The organism is Paenibacillus sp. sgz302115, from assembly GCF_056120445.1.
In genome coordinates this window covers 60,315-78,562 of sequence record NZ_JBVYOK010000009.1, presented here as the reverse complement: position 1 = coordinate 78,562, position 18,248 = coordinate 60,315, and the positions used below count along the sequence as shown (strand labels likewise).

At 47.0% G+C, this 18,248-nt stretch carries 20 protein-coding genes; 12 read left to right on the top strand and 8 right to left on the bottom strand.

Going from position 1 to position 18,248, the window contains the following annotated elements; genetic code table 11:
• The first annotated feature begins 49 nt into the window (after nucleotides 1-49).
• The 3 genes from AC0LWN_RS17975 to AC0LWN_RS17965 all read left to right on the top strand — a co-directional run bounded on the left by AC0LWN_RS17975 (nucleotide 50) and on the right by AC0LWN_RS17965 (nucleotide 3,135).
• Nucleotides 50-1,039, top strand: a complete 990-nt coding sequence (locus AC0LWN_RS17975; RefSeq protein WP_474667642.1) for a LacI family DNA-binding transcriptional regulator — start codon at nucleotides 50-52, stop codon at nucleotides 1,037-1,039.
• A gap of 137 nt (nucleotides 1,040-1,176) precedes the next feature.
• A complete protein-coding gene (locus AC0LWN_RS17970; protein ID WP_474667897.1) occupies nucleotides 1,177-2,169 on the top strand; it encodes a LacI family DNA-binding transcriptional regulator in 993 nt (330 codons plus the stop codon).
• 36 nt (nucleotides 2,170-2,205) lie between these two features.
• Nucleotides 2,206-3,135 (top strand): alpha/beta hydrolase, encoded by a 930-nt coding sequence (locus AC0LWN_RS17965; protein WP_474667640.1) that lies wholly within the window; start codon nucleotides 2,206-2,208, stop codon nucleotides 3,133-3,135.
• 485 nt (nucleotides 3,136-3,620) lie between these two features.
• On the opposite strand, the gene AC0LWN_RS17960 is transcribed toward AC0LWN_RS17965, so the two are convergent.
• Complete coding sequence (locus AC0LWN_RS17960; protein ID WP_474667638.1) at nucleotides 3,621-4,370, bottom strand: hypothetical protein; 750 nt, start codon at nucleotides 4,368-4,370, stop codon at nucleotides 3,621-3,623.
• Nucleotides 4,371-4,419: 49 nt separating this feature from the next.
• The gene (locus AC0LWN_RS17955; protein WP_474667636.1) at nucleotides 4,420-4,839 is read right to left on the bottom strand and encodes a MarR family winged helix-turn-helix transcriptional regulator; all 420 of its coding nucleotides are present in this window, start codon (nucleotides 4,837-4,839) and stop codon (nucleotides 4,420-4,422) included.
• Nucleotides 4,840-5,138: 299 nt separating this feature from the next.
• On the opposite strand from AC0LWN_RS17955, the gene AC0LWN_RS17950 reads away from it, so the two are divergent.
• Nucleotides 5,139-5,393 carry an AbrB/MazE/SpoVT family DNA-binding domain-containing protein gene (locus AC0LWN_RS17950; protein WP_020428768.1) on the top strand — a complete coding sequence of 85 codons (255 nt, stop codon included), beginning with the start codon at nucleotides 5,139-5,141 and terminating at the stop codon, nucleotides 5,391-5,393.
• Nucleotides 5,394-5,522: 129 nt separating this feature from the next.
• Nucleotides 5,523-6,197 carry an HAD family hydrolase gene (locus AC0LWN_RS17945; RefSeq protein WP_474667632.1) on the top strand — a complete coding sequence of 225 codons (675 nt, stop codon included), beginning with the start codon at nucleotides 5,523-5,525 and terminating at the stop codon, nucleotides 6,195-6,197.
• 15 nt (nucleotides 6,198-6,212) lie between these two features.
• On the opposite strand, the gene AC0LWN_RS17940 is transcribed toward AC0LWN_RS17945, so the two are convergent.
• The 4 genes from AC0LWN_RS17940 to AC0LWN_RS17925 form a co-directional block, all read right to left on the bottom strand.
• On the bottom strand, nucleotides 6,213-7,694 hold the full coding sequence (locus AC0LWN_RS17940; protein WP_474667630.1) for an oligosaccharide flippase family protein: 1,482 nt from the start codon (nucleotides 7,692-7,694) through the stop codon (nucleotides 6,213-6,215).
• 81 nt (nucleotides 7,695-7,775) lie between these two features.
• Entirely contained in the window at nucleotides 7,776-8,906 is a 1,131-nt protein-coding gene (locus AC0LWN_RS17935; protein ID WP_474667628.1) for an amidase domain-containing protein, read from the bottom strand.
• Nucleotides 8,906-9,388, bottom strand: a complete 483-nt coding sequence (locus AC0LWN_RS17930; RefSeq protein ID WP_474667626.1) for a class F sortase — start codon at nucleotides 9,386-9,388, stop codon at nucleotides 8,906-8,908. Before AC0LWN_RS17930 ends, AC0LWN_RS17935 begins: the two co-directional genes overlap by 1 nt.
• Before the next feature lie 207 nt (nucleotides 9,389-9,595).
• On the bottom strand, nucleotides 9,596-9,922 hold the full coding sequence (locus AC0LWN_RS17925) for a hypothetical protein (protein WP_474667623.1): 327 nt from the start codon (nucleotides 9,920-9,922) through the stop codon (nucleotides 9,596-9,598).
• A 207-nt stretch (nucleotides 9,923-10,129) separates the two neighbouring features.
• Here AC0LWN_RS17925 and AC0LWN_RS17920 point away from each other — a divergent pair, with 207 nt between their 5' ends.
• Nucleotides 10,130-11,158 carry a glycosyltransferase gene (locus AC0LWN_RS17920; protein ID WP_474667620.1) on the top strand — a complete coding sequence of 343 codons (1,029 nt, stop codon included), beginning with the start codon at nucleotides 10,130-10,132 and terminating at the stop codon, nucleotides 11,156-11,158.
• A gap of 49 nt (nucleotides 11,159-11,207) precedes the next feature.
• On the opposite strand, the gene AC0LWN_RS17915 is transcribed toward AC0LWN_RS17920, so the two are convergent.
• The gene (locus AC0LWN_RS17915; protein ID WP_474667618.1) at nucleotides 11,208-11,783 is read right to left on the bottom strand and encodes an undecaprenyl-diphosphatase; all 576 of its coding nucleotides are present in this window, start codon (nucleotides 11,781-11,783) and stop codon (nucleotides 11,208-11,210) included.
• A gap of 184 nt (nucleotides 11,784-11,967) precedes the next feature.
• On the opposite strand from AC0LWN_RS17915, the gene AC0LWN_RS17910 reads away from it, so the two are divergent.
• Nucleotides 11,968-12,666, top strand: a complete 699-nt coding sequence (locus AC0LWN_RS17910) for a response regulator transcription factor (protein WP_474667616.1) — start codon at nucleotides 11,968-11,970, stop codon at nucleotides 12,664-12,666.
• Nucleotides 12,663-14,036 (top strand): HAMP domain-containing sensor histidine kinase, encoded by a 1,374-nt coding sequence (locus tag AC0LWN_RS17905; RefSeq protein ID WP_474667614.1) that lies wholly within the window; start codon nucleotides 12,663-12,665, stop codon nucleotides 14,034-14,036. Before AC0LWN_RS17910 ends, AC0LWN_RS17905 begins: the two co-directional genes overlap by 4 nt.
• Before the next feature lie 62 nt (nucleotides 14,037-14,098).
• Here the strand turns inward: AC0LWN_RS17905 and AC0LWN_RS17900 are convergent, their stop codons facing one another.
• On the bottom strand, nucleotides 14,099-14,611 hold the full coding sequence (locus AC0LWN_RS17900) for a C40 family peptidase (RefSeq protein WP_474667611.1): 513 nt from the start codon (nucleotides 14,609-14,611) through the stop codon (nucleotides 14,099-14,101).
• A 281-nt stretch (nucleotides 14,612-14,892) separates the two neighbouring features.
• Between AC0LWN_RS17900 and AC0LWN_RS17895 the strand changes: the two genes are divergently transcribed.
• From AC0LWN_RS17895 to AC0LWN_RS17880, 4 genes are all read left to right on the top strand, one after another.
• Entirely contained in the window at nucleotides 14,893-15,327 is a 435-nt protein-coding gene (locus AC0LWN_RS17895; protein ID WP_474667609.1) for a divergent PAP2 family protein, read from the top strand.
• Between the two features lie 20 nt (nucleotides 15,328-15,347).
• Nucleotides 15,348-15,962, top strand: coding sequence for a DedA family protein (locus tag AC0LWN_RS17890; RefSeq protein ID WP_474667607.1), 615 nt, complete (start codon nucleotides 15,348-15,350; stop codon nucleotides 15,960-15,962).
• A gap of 86 nt (nucleotides 15,963-16,048) precedes the next feature.
• Nucleotides 16,049-17,515 carry a sensor histidine kinase gene (locus AC0LWN_RS17885; protein ID WP_474667605.1) on the top strand — a complete coding sequence of 489 codons (1,467 nt, stop codon included), beginning with the start codon at nucleotides 16,049-16,051 and terminating at the stop codon, nucleotides 17,513-17,515.
• Nucleotides 17,512-18,201, top strand: coding sequence for a response regulator transcription factor (locus AC0LWN_RS17880; RefSeq protein ID WP_474667603.1), 690 nt, complete (start codon nucleotides 17,512-17,514; stop codon nucleotides 18,199-18,201). Before AC0LWN_RS17885 ends, AC0LWN_RS17880 begins: the two co-directional genes overlap by 4 nt.
• Nucleotides 18,202-18,248 lie beyond the last annotated feature (47 nt).

Below are 18,248 nucleotides of genomic sequence, written 5' to 3'. Positions count from 1 at the left end.
ATAAACCCGGATTTAATTTATAATTGGATAAAAAAGCAAGGTGGTCTTTATGCCAAAAATTAAAGACGTCGCAAAACAGGCTGGTCTCTCTGTTAACACGGTTTCTCGTGTGCTCAATAATCGGGGTTATATCAGTCAGGAGACCAGGGAAAAAGTGTATCAGGTTATGAAAGAGCTGAATTATCAGCCGAACGAAATGGCCCGGGCGCTGTTCAAAAAGAAATCAAATATGATCGGACTGATTATACCTACGGTTGCGCATCCTTTTTTTGCCGAGCTAACCTATTACCTTGAGTATTTCGCGGATCAAAAGGGCTATAAACTGCTGCTGTGCAATTCCAACCGCAATGTCTCCAAGGAAGCCGATTACATCGACATGCTGAAGAAGAATCAAGTCGACGCAATTATCATGGGCAGTGCTGTGCTGGATGTCCAGCATTATCTTCACTTGAACCTGCCAATTGTCTCATTCGACCGCGTTTTATCTGAGGATGTTCCTGTCGTTACCTCAGACAATTTTGAAGGCGGCAAACTCGCTACAAAATTATTAATTGATAAAGGCTGCCGCAAACCGGTTTTCATCTATCGTGGAATAGACGGTCCTTATCACCAGGCTATGTTGGCTAGCGGGAGAGGGCAGGGATATGATGCAGAGCTGAAGAACGCAGGAATAGAACCCCTGCACTTTCAACTAGAAGAAGAAGGAATGGATGACAGCGAGAATGAGTGTGCAATTGTCCGTTTTTTACAAGAACATCCAGAAATAGACGGTGTATTCGCCAGTAGCGATGTGATTGCTGCCAAGGTCATTCATGCTTGTCATCAACTTAAGAAAGACATCCCTTCAGAGATCAGAATCGTCGGGTACGATGACGTTCAGCTCGCATCCCTGATTACGCCGCATCTTAGCACGGTCAGACAACCGGTTCGGGAAATGAGCGAATACATGATTCAGTTAGTTGTTAAGCAAATCGAGGGTGAAGAAATTCACATGCAGAGCACGTTTCCGGTTACTCTTATTGAGCGGGGTACGACATAAGACAAGAGCAGTGGCGGTCTCTCTGCCAGAGGGAGAAACTTCACAGGGTCAGCGCAGAAGAGGCCGGATTCTTCCTGTGAGGCTGTGCCTCATCTTGTGTATTAACCGGTTAACATAGTGGATGTAGAGAACTTATTCTGGAAAGGAGGTTATGGATGGGTGTAACGATTAAAGATATTGCAGAGAAAGTGGGAGTATCGGTCACGACAATTTCCCGTGTTCTCAACAACCGGGGATATTTAAGCGATGGGCTGAAGAAAAGAGTAAGTGAAGCCATGGAGGAGATGAATTACCAGCCGAATGAGCTGGCGCGGTCTTTGCTGCGCAAAAAATCCAATGTCATAGGTCTTATCATTCCTGATATTTCTCATCCGTTCTTCGGAGAATTAACCAAGCACATTGAATCCTACGCCTACGATCAGGGGTATAAGCTGATGCTGTGCAATTCCTTGCTCCACAAGAAAAAAGAGAAGGAGTATATCGATTTGCTGAGAGCCAGTCAGGTTGATGGAATTATAATGGGCAGCCATACGATGAGAGTGGAGGATTATATGTCAATTAACCTTCCACTAGTAACTTTGGATCGGCAAATTTCAAAATCAATTCCTTTTATTTCCTCTGATAATTACCATGGAGGGGTATTGGCGACCAAGCTGCTATTAAAGAAAAATTGTAAAAAGATAGCATATATTAGCGGGAATTTACGGCTTAACCTACTGGCCAAGCAGAGGCATGACGCTTTTCTGGGACAAGTGAGCGGAACAGACGTTGAGTTCATCGTTAAACAAACGGATCTGAACGGCTTTAAATACAAGGAGTACGAGGAACTGGTCTGCCGCTTATTTCAGGAACATCCCGATATTGACGGTGTATTTGCCAGCAGCGATATGCTGGCATTACAAGTGTTGAAGAATTGCAGAAAGATTGGCAAAGCCGTTCCCGATGAAGTAAAGGTGATTGGGTATGATGGAATTTCTTTTGGCAACGTGGATGATTTAACTACCATTGAGCAGCCAATCAAGACAATGGGAGAACTGGCAGTCACGTATCTGCTTCAGCAGATCGCGGGCGAACAGGCACCGCTTGAGACCGTTCTTCCGGTCAAATTGCTCGAGAAGGGAACGACTTGAGTGTTCGGAATACGAAACATAATGGAGGAATTATAGATGGATTTTATGAACAGAGTAGCCCCGGAATTAAAAAAAGGGATATCGCAATTGCCGCCGCTCCATTTGCCCGGAGATCTGGCTTCGGCCCGGCAGTTTGTTCAACCGCCTGCTGAAAAGTCGGAGTTCGTTCGAATTACGGAACGCACTCTGCCGGTAGCCGATTCGAATCAGATACCGGTCAGAATCTATGAACCGGCTCAGCGGGATGGAACCGCGCTGCCAGCGCTGCTCTGGACTCACGGCGGCGGTTATGTGCTTGGTTACCCAAGCGGAGATGATGCGTTATGCGAAAGCTTTGTAGAGGCAGCGGGCTGTATCATTGTATCGCCTGATTACCGGCTTGCGCCTGAGCATCCGTTTCCGGCAGCCATTGAGGATAGCTATGCAGCATTGTGCTGGCTGGCTGAACCGGGCAATGATCTCAATGTAGATTTGTCCCGGCTCGCAGTTGGCGGGGCGAGCGCTGGAGGCGGGCTGGCCGCAGCCTTGGCGCTAATGGCCCGGGACAAGGGCGGTCCTTCCCTCTGCTTCCAGATGCCGCTGTATCCGATGATCGACGAGCGGAATGTTACGCCTTCCAGCCATGAAATTACCGATCCGGCGGTCTGGAACCGGGCCAACAATCTGGCCGCGTGGGAGATGTATCTTGGAGGACCTGCCGGCGACAATGTATCTCCTTACGCAGCGCCCAGCCGCTCAAATAATTTGACCGGTCTGCCTCCCGCCTATACGTGTATTGGACAGCTTGATCCATTTCGGGATGAGACGATTGAATATGTCGCCCGATTGGCACAGGCCGGTGTCGATGTGGAATTTCATCTGTATCCCGGCGGCTATCATGGCTTTGAACACGTTGTTCCGGACGCTGAGGTTAGCAGGCGCGCCAGAACGGATTATGTCAACGCATTGGCAAGAGCCTTAAGCTGATTCGATTCCGCAATGTGTGCGAGGTGTAATGAAGACCCTTCGTGAGCGGGAAGGAATTCGACCAATTCACGGAGGGATTTTAGCTATATCAGTTGAACTATAGATTTTCATATTGGGGTCTGGTCGTAACTACGTGGAATGTTTGGACTTCCGGCCGCTGCCCGTCTCCAATTTTTCTTCAAGTTCAACTGATTTAGCTTTGTATAAACTTTAGGCATATCCGCAATAAGCGTCTTGTGTAATAAAATGATATCCAAAGTACTAAGGCTAGACATAGGCCAAATGGAATGCTGAACATAACCGGCAAGGAGTAACCGGGGGATATCCTCATTCCTATGCCGCTCACCCCCAAGGTTCGCAGCACGCCTGCAATCGGAGCAATAAGAGCACAAATTGCACTCCCCGCTAACCAAGTACCAAGAATCGGCACGAAAAATAAGATGACACAGCTTTTTGCGATGAATTTTAGTATATAAGGCCTTGAATTAGAGTAGTGTCTCATACAATCCTCCGGTACCATTGATCTGGACGATTTTGTCTACTCGTGATTTGGAATCAACTGTAAGCGTTCTGCTATAACGGACTTCTTGAATAATGCATCCGGGTCCAATGATGATATCCTCCCCGCTGACGATGCTGGCTGTCGTCCGATACAACTTAACTGCCGCACCTTCAATGGTCTCACAGCTTAATCTCCGAAATGGGCTCATCAAAAGATTAATCAACCTGGAAGAAGGCGATATGGTAATGTTCTTTCCAGCCGTCATGTGTTTAATCATGCATCTTGAACCCAGGCGAATATGAATTGTTCTGGCGCAGGACAAGCTGTTGATCCGCACACTGCCGTCCGCTCGAAAATCTTCTGCAGCCGCTTCTTGTGTTACAGATAAGTATCCTGAAGAGTTAACCCGTCCTGTCCGAAGGGACTTAGTCCGAAGACTTCCGAGGATGGCTACTTCATTCGCTTGGCAGGAATGTCCAATGGAGCATTCACCTTTTATCTTCAGCTCCTCTGCTTTCAAATCACCTTCAACATGCAAATGTCCAACAACGTTCACCAGAGAAGCCTCCATATTTCCCCGCCGTATCAGGGACCCGCGTACTTTCACCGGAGGTTCTATAAATTGAACTGGATTGGGCATTTTGAGGTTCACCCCATTTTCATTTATTTTAGTAACTAAAATATATATTAATTGAAATATATAATCAATATAATAAATTTGAATAGCACACAAAAAACTGCACCTCATGCAGAGAGTGCAGTGCGTTCTATAGAATATTTACTTATTTTACAATGTCGCCCATCAGGTCATTGATCTTCTGCAGCGTCTTGGATATTTTGTCGAGATCAGCCGCCTCGAATGCATCAAATAGGGAACGGATACGCTCAGCTCCTTGTTCTGTGAGAACGATTTTGACCACTCTGCGGTCTTCCTTCGTCCGGATTCTTTCGACAAATCCCTGGTCCTCCAGTTTATCGCACATGAACGAAGCGGCTCCAGGCGTAATCATGAATCTTTCAGCAATATCTGTTATATTCAAGCTCCCCGTGAGCTGAAGCTGGAACATTAACATGATTTGGTTCTGGGATAGCGATTCCCGCTTAGATATCAGGTCTACGAAAGCCTGTGATTTCTGCTGTACACTGGCCATATTATCCATGACTCTATAAATGGCTTGTTCTTTCTCTGCTTCTGCGCTCATGGAAACACTCCAATTTAATATAGTGATTAAAATATATAGAAGGTATAACTTTACTGTCAAGTGGAGAGGTCTATATAATAACTGCCAGATCAGGCCTAAAATCAGTATTTTGTCGAATGCGCTCAAAATTTTGTCGAATTTTTTGTCGATTAATATCAAAAGATGTAGAAATAAAATTGACAGGAAAGAAATAGCACCTTACAATGCAGATATAAAGTAATCATTTCAACTTTTTAGAAGCGTTTATAGCTTTTAACACCAATGATTATATAAGTGATATTTCAAGGGAGGATGCAAAGATGAAAGCAACAGGTATTGTAAGAAAAGTAGATGAACTGGGACGTATCGTGATTCCGATTGAACTTCGCAGAACGATGGGAATTGACATAAAAGACCCGCTTGAAATTTTTGTCGACGGCGAAAAGATCATTCTCAGAAAATATGAGCCTACCTGCATTTTCTCCGGAAGTGCGGAAAATCTGATCAACTTCAAAGGCAAAATGGTCAGCAAAGATGTGCTTGACGAATTGATCGCGAGCTTCGACCGCGTATAATCTGATTACCCAACATCCCAAGGCTTATAACAGAAGGGACCGGAACAGTGCCGTAATGGTGCTTGCTTCCGGTCCCTTTTGTCCTATATCATAGGCCTATGTAAAAATAATGAAAGGGATGGGTCGTTCATGAAACTGAAGAAACCGGAAGCAATAATCTTTGATATGGATGGAACACTGTTTCAGACGGAGAGCCTGCTTTTGCCAGCTTATCATAAAATGTTTGATGCGCTGCGCGCGGAGGGGCTGTATCACGGGCCGACTCCGCCTGAAGAGCTGATTCTAAGCAGCCTGGGCATGGTATTGAGGGATATCTGGAAGAGAGTGATGCCGGATGTCGATGAAGCCGTTCACCGCCGTGCCGATGAGCTGCTGCTGCAGCTGGAGGTTGAAGGACTGGAAGCCGGAGGCACATTACTGTATCCGAAGGTAACTGAGACTCTTGCGGCGCTGCATGAGCGTGGTGTGAAGCTGTTCGTAGCCAGCAATGGGCTGAAGGACTACATTGACAGCATTGTTGTGGTGCATAAGCTGAAGGGACTGTTCGATGGACTCTACAGCGCAGGCGGACAAGGCACTGCGACCAAAACCGAGCTGCTGCGCATTCTGCTGGACGATAACGGCATCAAGGATGCCTGGATGGTCGGTGACCGCTCGTCTGATGTGGAGGCCGGCAAAGGCAACGGGCAGACGGTCATCGGCTGTGCCTACGCAGGTTTCGGACGGCAGGATGAGCTGAAAGGCTCTGACGTAATTATATCCGCCTTCGATGAACTGATCGCGCTGTACGACAACGCGGAATAAGGCTTCTGCCCGAAGCTATAGCATCTTTCGTATGGAACGAAAATACATGTACACCCCTGAGATTGTAAAATATAAGCAGCTCATAGACAGAAAACGCCACAAGCTTAAGATTTCAGCGGAGTGGTGAAACAATCGTGTCAGTGCTGATAACGTGATGAATACAAAGGCAAGATCGTACAGCAGCGGGAGCAGGATCTGCTTCAGGCCTGCCTCACTGCGGTGCAGTACTCTGAAATTCCAGCAGGCGGCAACCAGCTCCAGCATGAGTATTCCGGCAGCAGCCCCCTTGTAGCTGAACCCCGGGAGCGCAACCAGAAAATACTGGATAATGACAGCACAAATGATTCCTGATAAAAGCCCGAAAAATGGATTTTTGCGAATATCCTTTGCCCATAAAATGCTGGTTGAGATTTCCCGGAAGCCCACGATAAGCGGAATGAGCGCCAGATATCGGATCACCTGGTTAACGCGCGCGGTATTAAAGATAAAGAAGGACAGCTCATCCGCATACACGAACAAAAACAATCCGCAGACCAGTCCCCATAACCAGCAGGCATAAAGCGCCAGGCTTGAAAGGCTGGCCACTCTTTTCTGATTTCCCTGCTGCCAGGCGGCGGCAATATGCATGGATACAGTATGACTGAGGGCTCCGGTCAGAAGCGTGGGGGAATACACGATAATGACCGCCATACCGTAGATCACTCCGTATATTGCAGTCGCTTCGGAGGTGCTGTATCCCGCTGCCAGCAGCCGGTTTGGAATAAGAAGAGCATCAATGAATTCCGAAGCCGGGATAAGCATACGTGTGGCTGAAATAACAAGTGAAGTTTTGACGAACCATATCAGGGGCAGAGGCCGGTGAAAAGGCTCGATAAAGGTGATCTTCTTGTTGTTCAGAGAAATATAAACGGTCAGCAGGGTGAACGAGATTACAGCCCCAATCAGAGTGCCATATAGTCCATAGCCTACTGCCCGCTCAATTCCAAGCCACCCCAGCTGCCAGATAATGAGCAGCATGAACAAAAATCTGGATGCCTGCTCGGCGATCTCCGACCATGCAATAACTCCGATTTGCTTAATTCCTTGCAGATATCCTCTTGCCAGACTTAGCAGCGGAACTGCAAAGATGGAAGGAGCCAGACTGCGGACCGCGTACTCCAGGGACGGATTGCCAAGCAAACCGGAGATCACAGATGAATTGCTGTAAATCACGAGACTGATTATTCCTCCTGAAAGAATCATGCATAGCGTGATGATCTTCAGGAATTTCCAGCCTTGTGAGGGCGTTTTTGCGGTTGCAATGGCAAGTGTCGTGGGTATGCCGCCTGTCAGCATAAGCACGAAGCCATAGAATGAATAGGCAATTTGGTAAAGTCCGATTCCTTCTGCGCCAACCAGCCGGGTCAGGACCACACGGCCGGCCAGTCCGATCAATTTTACTAGCAGCATGGCGCCGGCCCTGATTGCGGACTGCTTTAAAAGCCGGGGTATTCTCATATTTCCTCCAGCACAACAGCATAGGTTTATATATCTACTGTATTACGATAAACCTGTGTTATGCTGACAAGCATCAATTTACTAATCCCTGATGTGAAACAATTGATACTTGGTATTCCGGTCCCAGCCCAGATCAAAGGGCACCCGGTAGCGGTCTGCTGTGTGGGAGTTGACCAGAGGATAGCCGTGATCATCAAAGCCGACAACGACGGAGAAATGGTCCGTATCGTTATGGCGCAGAATATAACCGATAAGATCACCAGGCTGAAGCTCTGAAACCGCACCCTCCGGGTGTTTTTGCGAAGGAGTTACGATATGCTTGTAATCGCCCTTGGCAATAAGCTTGCCATAGCCGGACCTGGTAAGGAAATTACTGAATGCATCGGTTTGCACCCAGGTTTGTGTACCGCCTGAATTGGCAAAATACCGCCACCCGCCTGCAATGGGCAAGCCTCCGCCCTCCTCCTGATCCCCGATGACCTGTGAAGCAAAATTGGTGCAGTCGCCGCCTTTACCCGTGTAATCCAAATACTTTTTGTTATAGTGATGCTGATTTCCTGCGCCCCATGCGGCACCGGCATATTTATGGGCATATTGCACGGCACGCTTGCGCTTATATTTTTTACCGTCAACCGGCTCCAATTTGGCTTTGGGTGATGAAGCTGTTCTCTCCGGTCCATCCGCAATTTTGCGGGGGTCCTCATCCAGCGGATCAAGATACCATTCCCGTGCAATCTTCCACGTACCGCCATCTTTCTTTAATGTGAGAAAATGCCTCGTTCCAACACCGAAAACCTGTTCCGGCGTCATCACTTTATTGATGTATACATATCCTACTTTATGTGATTGAACCAGGGAAATTTTGACCATATCGCCAATGATGCTCTGACGGATGATACGAATGCCGGACTCTGAGCTTGTCAGTTTAATGGTTCTTTTTGCTGCCCAGCTATTTACATACTCGGCCCGTGAACGCTCATGCTCCAGCGCCATTTGGCTTAATTTTTCCGGAATATAATACTTGTTAATGACCTCCGACTGAGGGTGGAGCAACACCTCCGCCCTGTCCTTGAAAATTTGGTTCAGCGTTGATTCAATTTCATGCTTATCTGAATCTGCTGCCGCCTTTGGGAGCGGAGAATACATAGCTGCCGCTAATATTATTACAATGGCTGCTGCACGCAGACACCTGTTTCTTCTGAACTGCTTCATCATTTATCACCTATCTTCGCAAAGATGACTAACCTGTGTTCATGTTCCTTTTTCTTTCTGCTGTACCTTCCCGTACAGGTGATAAGATTCAGGCGGTATTCCTCCGTCTTGCCGAATATCCGCTCCACCGGCGCTTGTGCCGGAGCAAAGATCTCTGCCGACTCAACAGTATAGGCCAGCTTGTGGTTTTTCTTGTCGGAGACAATAATCCGGTCTCCCGGTTTCAGCCTCTTCAATTTATAGAACACCGCCGGACCTGTGTAGCTGTCCACATGCCCGTCGATAATAACGTTTCCCTTTTCCCCGGCTAAAATTCCCGGATACAGAATACCCGCCACTTTGGTGTCCTTGGGCACATCCATTTGACCATTGGTCAGAATAGTAACAGGCTTGATTGCTGCCTTCACTGAGATCGAAGGAATCTCCATCCGGACCGGCAAAAATTTCACTGGAAGAATCTCGGTCTGTTGGAGTTTCGACATTTTGGGCTTCTCCGTCGGCACCGGCGAGGGCGGTAAGGACGGTGAGGATTCGGGAATCATTGCTTCCTGCTGTTCCTTGTTGCCGGATGGGGATTCGAAGCAGCCGGCAAGACTGAGACAAATGAATATCAAAAAAAATACGGATATCCCTTTTTTCATGTGTAGAAAAGAAAGAGGGAGAAGTGAGATTCGCCCTCTTTCATCCTCCTATTCCATTTGCTCGCTGGCACCGCCGAAGCCGGATTTTGGCATTTTGGTTGCTTTGGCTTTAATGCTCTTAGCTTTCATGCTTTTTGCCTTCAGGGCTTTTTCCTTCAGAATTTTCCCTTCCATGCTTTTTGCCTTGAGTCCTTTAGCATGCGTGTGCATTTTCTTAGCATGCTCTTTGTGCACTTTTGCTTTGTGGACGTTTTCGGCATGTAATTTCTTCTCATGCTTTAGCTCATGTTTTGTTTCAACAGGAGCAGCTTGTACCACAGAAGCGGCGCTCATCATCAAACATACCGACAAGATCGCTACAGACAACTTTTTCATTAAATAAATTCCTCCTCGAAGAGTTTTTCCCCGAAATTAATATTGCCCAAAACCCGATTTTTAGTTAGTCAAATAATGCCACCAGTCAAAATTCCCGGCATTACTGGATGTCATCCGGTGCCCGGTCAAGATTTGTTTTATTGCATAGCTTAATGTATCCCTGAACCCGCAGGATAAAAACGAAGAGCTGAAGGGAGCTCGGTTGTAATGGAAAAGTCCGTTAAGCTTCCCAAAAATAAAAAATTAACGATTATACAAGTAATTTCAAATTATCCACAGGCCCAGCCCCTGCCTTCCGTTAAGGGAGGGACTGAGAAAATTGTTTATGAGCTGACAGAGGAACTGATCAGACGGGGACATGAGGTCTATTTATTTGCAGCTTCTGGGAGCAGGAGCAAGGCAAAGCTTATCACTTATCCTAAGGGGCTTAGGCACGGAGGCCTCGCAAGATTTGTGCTGAGCAAAATTCCTGAGCGGACGGATATTATCCATGACCATTCGTTCCGTTCCGCGCTTGGCACAGTTAATCCTAGGATTCCTACGGTGTGCACAGTCCATATCCCGGTCAAGCGGCGCGTTAAGTATCCAGTATACGTAAGTAAGCGTGCCCGCCGGATATTGGGGAACAACAAAGGCTTATATGTTTATAATGGGATAAATCCTGGTGAATATGAATTTAGTACAGATAAACATAAATACATGTTGTTTTTAGGCAGGATTATTCGCAACAAGGGGGTTCTGCAGGCCATACAAGTTGCTGAAAAGACGGGGAAGAAGCTGATTATCGCCGGCCCTGTGAAAAACTCCAAGTTTTTTCGCACTGAAGTTATGCCCCGCATCCGGAAAAATCCGAATATCCATTATGCTGGACCTGTTGGCGGAAAAGTAAAGCAACAGCTAATCAAACATGCGGAATGTGTGCTGTTCACGTCATTATGGGAAGAACCCTTCGGTCTTGTAATGGTTGAAAGCATGGCTTGCGGCACTCCGGTGCTGGCACTCAGAAAAGGTGCAGTGCCGGAAGTATTATCCGGATTTCCTTATCTGATATGCAATACTGTGAGTGAGATGGTACTAAAGGTAAGGCAGAAGAAATATCCTGCTCCGCACCTCTTGAGAGCATATGTTCATACAAGATTCACCAATAAGAAGATGACAGATAGTTATTTAAGGATATATCACGAAGTTCTTAAGAGAGAATCCGGTAATAAAAATATCCATCCAGTATACGATTAACAAACGGCATGCTCCGATTCAGGGGCCATGCCGTTTGTTTTTTTGCTGTTTATTTATGGGATAATTTAGGCAGCGTGGATATGACTTTGTTGTAGATTCCGATTAACAGGGTTACAACGGGATTCAAGCGGGAGCGCATTGTATAAACCAAAAAGCTGATTAGAGCGGCGAGTACGGCTGATCCTGCAATATCTCCGGGGTAATGTACTCCGACATACACACGGGCAAATCCGGTTATGCATGCCATAGCCAAGGCCAGTGTTCCCCATTTCCGGTCTGCGAACAAGAGGCTGAACGCAAGTGAAAAGGCGAGCGTGGAATGATCGCTTGGAAAAGAAGCATCTGCACTGTGTGGAATCAGCTGGTGCACAACATGGAGTACAAATGGACGAGGCTGATTGACCTCAGGAGATATCCATAAAGCTGCTATTGCCAGAGCGACCGCTGCGGACAGAAGAGCATAGAATGCGTACTGCTGATATTTCTCCTTATGGGTGAACCATAAAATACCGATCATAGCAATCATCACCCATACAATATCCTGTGCACAAAACTCCATTACATCATCAATGAAATCCCATTTACCGGCAAAATTATTGACAATTTGAAATAACTGATAGTTCATTAAGGTTCTCATCCTTACTGTTTTTATTTTGAATTATAATCTGCAATTATTAATGATCTCTTAAATTAATCTTAAGAATGAATATGGAAACAGCTGATGAATAAGAAATTACACTGGACAGGATACTACTCCCAAGCGGGTGGTTCCTGTCCATTTTTCAGGTTAAGCAAAGGAGGAAGTGAATGTGGAGCAGTCCATCCTGGTTATAGACGATGAAGCAAAAATCTCCCGGCTTCTGGAACTGGAGCTGACTCATGAGGGTTATCATGTGGAAATTGCCGAAACCGGCAGGGAGGGATTAGAGAAAGCACTCAGTCAAGAATGGGAGCTCATTATTCTTGATATCATGCTTCCTGAACTTAACGGAGTGGAAGTCTTAAGAAGATTAAGGAAAGTGGATGCTTTTACTCCTGTGATTCTGGTAACTGCCCGCAATACCACTTCTGAAAAAGTAGCCGGGTTAGATCAGGGGGCTAATGATTACATTACGAAGCCATTTGAAATTGAGGAGCTGCTGGCCAGAATCAGAGCCAATATCAGACTTCGCGGGAGCCTCCCTTCTCCAGTGAAGCCCCCATCCCTTATTCAAATTGAAAATTTAATCATTGACAAAAACACGAGAGATGTGGTCCGTGAAGGGCAGAAGATTGAGCTTACCCCCAAGGAGTTCGATCTATTGGTTTATTTGACAGAGAACAAAAACCATGTACTGAGCCGTGAGCAGATTATTCATCATGTTTGGGGTTTTGATTTTGTCGGAGATACCAATGTAGTCGATGTCTATATCCTTTATGTTAGAAAAAAGATTGATTCCGGGTTCAAAAACAAGCTGATCAAAACCATCCGCGGGGTCGGTTATTGTATCAAGGAGGGGGAGGAGTGAAGCTTGGAACCAAAATCACTTTACTGACCACTCTTTTGCTTATTGGCATTTTATTGTGTGTAGATGTCGCAGTGTATTCATTATTTATTAATAATGCCGCCCAAAATGCGGGTGAAATGCTGCTGGGCAAATGGGAGCCTATTGTGGAACAAGCGATATTCTTGAATGAGAAAGCTCAGAATTCATTGCTTAACGATTCATTAACAGAAGATAACGTGATTCGGATAACTGTAGCCGGTTCAACTGCCATACGCAATATCTCGAATGGTGCTGATTATAATCTGGATGGGGTACCGGTTAACTATAGCTCTACTAAAGGCATCAAGCTTCTACAGAAAGAGGGCAAACGGATACTTGTGGTCTGTATTCCTGTGGTCACCTCCAATGGCAGCTTGACCAGGTTTGAGATCGCAGAGAAGCAGGAGGACTTGGAGACCAATATCCGTATTCTGGTTACGACACTGACATTCACCACCTTCGGAGCCGTGCTTCTGGGCATGCTGGGTGGAAGCGTGCTTTCCCGTACGGTTGTGAAGCCCATTTCAAGCAGTATACGGACGATGAAGGAGATCGAACGCAGTCTGACCTTTAAGAAGATCCCGGTTAAGGGGCAAAGTGCTGATGAGCTTTTTGAAATGGCAGAAACGTTTAACCGGATGATGGACAGGCTGGAGGAGAGCTTCTGGAGCCAGCAGCAGTTTGTTTCCGATGCCTCCCATGAGCTCAATACAACACTAATGATCATAGAAGGGTATTCGAATATGCTTAGACGCTGGGGAACACATGATGAAAAGGTGCAGGAGGAGGCGGTAAGCTCCATTTATGAGGAAACTAAACGCATGAGAGTGATGACACAACAGTTGCTCAATCTGGCTTCCTCCCAGCAAGGCGGACAATTAACTCTCGAAGCTGAGGAGCTAATACAAACCTGTAAGCAAGTGATAGCCCACTTCAGGCAGTTAAGCACGAGGAAAATCATCCTGCATGTAAAGGAAAAGGAGATTGTTATCCAAGCGGATCACAGTAAAATAAAGCAGCTATTGATAATTTTGCTGGACAACGCCTTGAAATACAGCACAGCCCCGGTAGAAATACATATATCTAAACAAGCCGAGTACGCTCAATTCATCGTTAAGGATTATGGAATTGGCATCCCCTTGGGAGAGGTAAAGCATGTATTTGAACGGTTTTACCGTACCGACAGTTCGCGTCACAGAAAAACAGGGGGAACAGGCCTGGGCTTGCCCATTGCCAAGTCGATAGTGGAGGAGCATCACGGCTGGATTCAAATTGAGAGCAATGAGGGTACTGGAACCGAGGTTATTGTGAAGCTTCCGGCAGTTCGTCCATCCAGAATGCCTGACCCTTAGGTATAGCTCCAGATAGACAAACAAGCCGTCTCTGTATGTAAACAGAGACGGCTTGTCCTCCCTTAAGGCAAGACTCTGCGCGCTGTTGCGTAGTGGGAGTTCCACCAGCCGGTATTCAGAGAAGTGATCGTGACTCCACCTTTTCCGAACGTGTGCAGCAATTTTCCATCGCCCATATAAATGGCGACATGATGAATAGGGGAATAGAAGAATACAAGGTCTCCCGGCTGAAGCTGATCCCTCGGTACGAATGTGCCGACAGTGGACTGCTGTCTGGAAGAGCGCGGAAGAGATATTCCACTCTGTTTAAATACAAACTGCGTAAAAGAGGAGCAGTCGAAAACATCGGTTCTTCCGGACTTAGCTCCGAATTGATAAGGAACCCCTTGATATTTCAGGCCTGTCGAGATGATTTGATCCGCAATAGATGTAGATGTAGATGTAGCTGTAGCTGTAGCTGCATAAGCCATATTTGTGTTATCCAAAAAACCTGTCCCTGCTGAAAGCAAGGCTATCCCTAAGCTGACTCCAATACCAAACTTGCGGAAACGTCTTTTTTTGTAAGCTGTATTCATATGTTGCCTCCCATTGTTTTGTTAGGGTGATCACCTGAATAAACTCTATCACACTTAAATTCAACAACATTTACCAAGTGCTGATGGATAGCTGAATACGTCTGCTTTTCCCGCCTTTTATTAGAGTACGATGAGAATTTTCTCATCTGCTTCTTATTGACAGAAAATAAGGATCAGGATGAATAAATTAAGAAACGCTTAAGAAACGCTTCACGACCAGTTTATACTTGAGGATTACATTTAACAGACGGACCGAGTTGATTACAGGAGGTTTAACGACGTTGCCTAATATCTACAATTTCCCCCTTGTATCCGCCCTGATCTCAATGATCTTAGCCCAGGGGATCAAGGTGCCCCTGAATTTTTTTCACACTGGAAGCTGGAACCCGTCACTGGCTTTCAGTACGGGAGGAATGCCAAGCTCCCATTCGGCGGCGGCAGCTTCACTGGCTGCGTCTGTAGGAATTTTAAATGGTTTTGATTCTTCTTTGTTTGCCATTGCTGCGGTTGTATGCACAATTACAATGTACGATGCCGCCGGGATTCGCCGCCACGCAGGGATGCATGCTGCTCTTTTAAATCGTATAACGCAGATTACAAGTGACGAGAAACCGCCGGAACCGCTTAAGGAGCTTCTTGGACATCGGCCTCTTGAAGTGTTGGCCGGAATGGTGCTGGGCGTCACAGTCAGCTTTATTTTGAATATTATCGTCTAAATGAAACGGAGTGAAAGCTAATGCATCAATTGTTGGCCTGGATATCAGAAACCGCCCTGAGTCTGGTAAATACATTAGGAATTTGGGGGATTTGGATCGGAATGATTCTGGAGAGCGCCTGCATCCCAATTCCCAGCGAGGTAATTATGCTCAGCGGCGGTTTTCTGGTTGCCCAGGGATCACTTTCATTTGTGGAGGTTGTTGTTGCCGGGGTTGTCGGGAACCTCATCGGGTCAATGATTGCCTATTATGCTGGCAGAGCAGGCGGCAGGCGGCTGCTGGATAAATACGGAAAATACATCCTGCTGAATGCGCATCATATGGAGCAGGCGGAGCGCTGGTTTGCGCGTTTTGGAGAAGGGACCGTATTCTTCACACGGATGCTGCCTTTTATACGGACGTTTATCTCCTTGCCGGCAGGGATTGCCGGGATGAAGGGCTGGAAGTTTATAGTGTTCACCTCGCTTGGCTGTATCCCTTGGAACATAGCTCTTGTCTATCTGGGATACCGGCTGGGAGGAAATTGGAGTATTGTGGAGCAGTATTTGCGCCCAATCAGCTATGCGGTTTGCGGAGTAGTGGTGCTACTACTAGCTTGGTGGCTGTTGCGGAGAAAAAAAGAACGGGCCGCTTAGAACGCCCTTACTACTCCGGCATGACTTTCGGATGCCGGGTGAAATGTCGTATGATAGGAACTAAAAAGGCAGGGTGATTACCGGATATGTCCATTCGTTTGAAATTTCTCCTGTCCTACGCGGCAATGCTGGTGGTACCGCTGTTTTTGCTTTTTCTGACAGCCATGCTGCTGACCATTGTCTATCACGGGGATGTGCAAACCCTGAAAAGCACGTATGAGAATAGATTTGAAGGCATGGAAGAAAGCGATACCCGCAATCTCATCAAGCATACCTTCATGCAAAATTCGAATTTGCTGACAGATACCTCTTTTCTGGATGAATTATCGGCAGATATGCTTAAGAAGAATACTTCTATATTTATCCGGTCCGGGAGCAAGACACTGTACGCTTCAGCGGATCTCCTGCAGAAACAAGGGTTAACCGGGGAATTGCCGGACTTCAAGGAAGCCGGATCTCATAACGAACCTTTTCGGCTGAAATATAACAATGACTGGTATCAAATCGCCCAATTTGATATGTTAGCCAATAATTCAGAGCCGGTCAGCATTTTTCTGGTGAGCACCATTGATCCTTTGGTTCACTTTGTGAGAACTTTTTTCCCGATTCTGTTTCTGAGCACCGTAGTCATCCTCCTGCTGACCCATACGCTGCTGACGACCTATATGTCAAGAAAGATTATCCGTCCCTTGCTGGAGCTGCGCAGAGCGGCCCGGCGGGTGAGTGAAGGGGACCTCGATTTCAAGGTAGAGATTGGCGGCAAGGATGAGCTGGGGCAGCTCGGGATGGCTTTTGAGGAGATGAGGTCCAGACTTCAGCAGTCGCTTCTTGTGCAGCAGCAATATGAGACGAACCGCAAAGAGCTGATTACGAATATTTCTCATGATCTGAAGACACCGATTACTGCCATTAAAGGTTATGTCGATGGGATACTCGAAGGCGTGGCAGATTCACCGGAAAAAAATGAAAAATACATGCGGACCATCGCCGCCAAGGCCGGTGAGATGGACCATTTGATTGATGAGCTGTTCCTGTACTCGAAGCTGGACATGCAGAAGCTGCCCTTTTCCTTCGAGTCTGTATTTATTCTGCCTTACCTGAACGACTGGGCTGAGGAGCTGAAGGTGGAGCTGGAAAAACGCGAGGTGGAGCTGCACATTGCTATGAATGGCGGGGAAGCAGCAAGGGTGTCGGTAGACCGCGATTCGTTCAAACGTGTGCTTGGCAACATCATTCAGAACAGTCTGAAGTATATGGATAAGCCTGAGAAAAGAATCACGGTTCAGACCTGGGTAGAGGGGAATCGCTTTACTCTGGCGATTGGCGATAATGGACCGGGGATTCCGCCGGAGGCGGCCGGGCATATCTTTGAACGTTTTTACCGGGCTGAGCAGTCCAGAAATACCAATACCGGCGGCAGCGGCCTGGGCCTTGCCATCGCCAAGCAGATCCTTACGGAGCATGGGGGAGCTATTTATGCGGATAGCCGGGAAGGCGAGGGCACGGTGATCCGCATTGTTTTACCGATTGAAGAAGGAGGCGCAGGACAGTGAAGCGAACGATACTGATAGTGGAAGATGAGCCTTCGATTGCCGAGCTCCAGCGTGATTATCTGGAGATGAACGGATATGAGACTGAAATCGCCGTAAATGGAGAGCAGGGCCTGGAACTGGGTCTGAGCGGAAAATACGAATTAATTGTACTGGATGTCATGCTGCCCAAGCTGAACGGCTTCGAGGTATGCAAAAAAATCCGCGACGAGCTGGATATTCCCATTCTTATGGTCACCGCCAGACGGGAGGATATTGATATCGTGCGCGGCCTTGGCCTTGGCGCAGATGATTATATAACCAAGCCCTTCAAGCCTGCGGAGCTGGTGGCCAGAGTCAAAGCCCATCTATCCCGTTATGACCGCCTGAAAGGCCGCGGATCATCCACTAGCGAACTGGAAATCAGGGAGCTCAGGCTGAATCCGGACTCCCGCCGCGCTTTTGTCAGGGATGAGGAGGTTTCGCTGACCACGAAGGAGTTTGATCTGCTCTATTTTCTGGCTCAACATCCCAATCATGTCTTCAGCAAGGATCAGCTCTTTGAGCGGTTATGGGGCGTTGACTCCTTGGGGGATACCCAGACGGTTACCGTGCATATCCGCAAGCTCCGCGAGAAAATTGAAGAGGATTCTGCAAGTCCGCTATACATTGAGACTCTTTGGGGCGCCGGCTACCGGTTTCGCTCCTAACACTCTAATATTGTAACCAGTCAAGCCAGAGATCACCTTCGGGATGA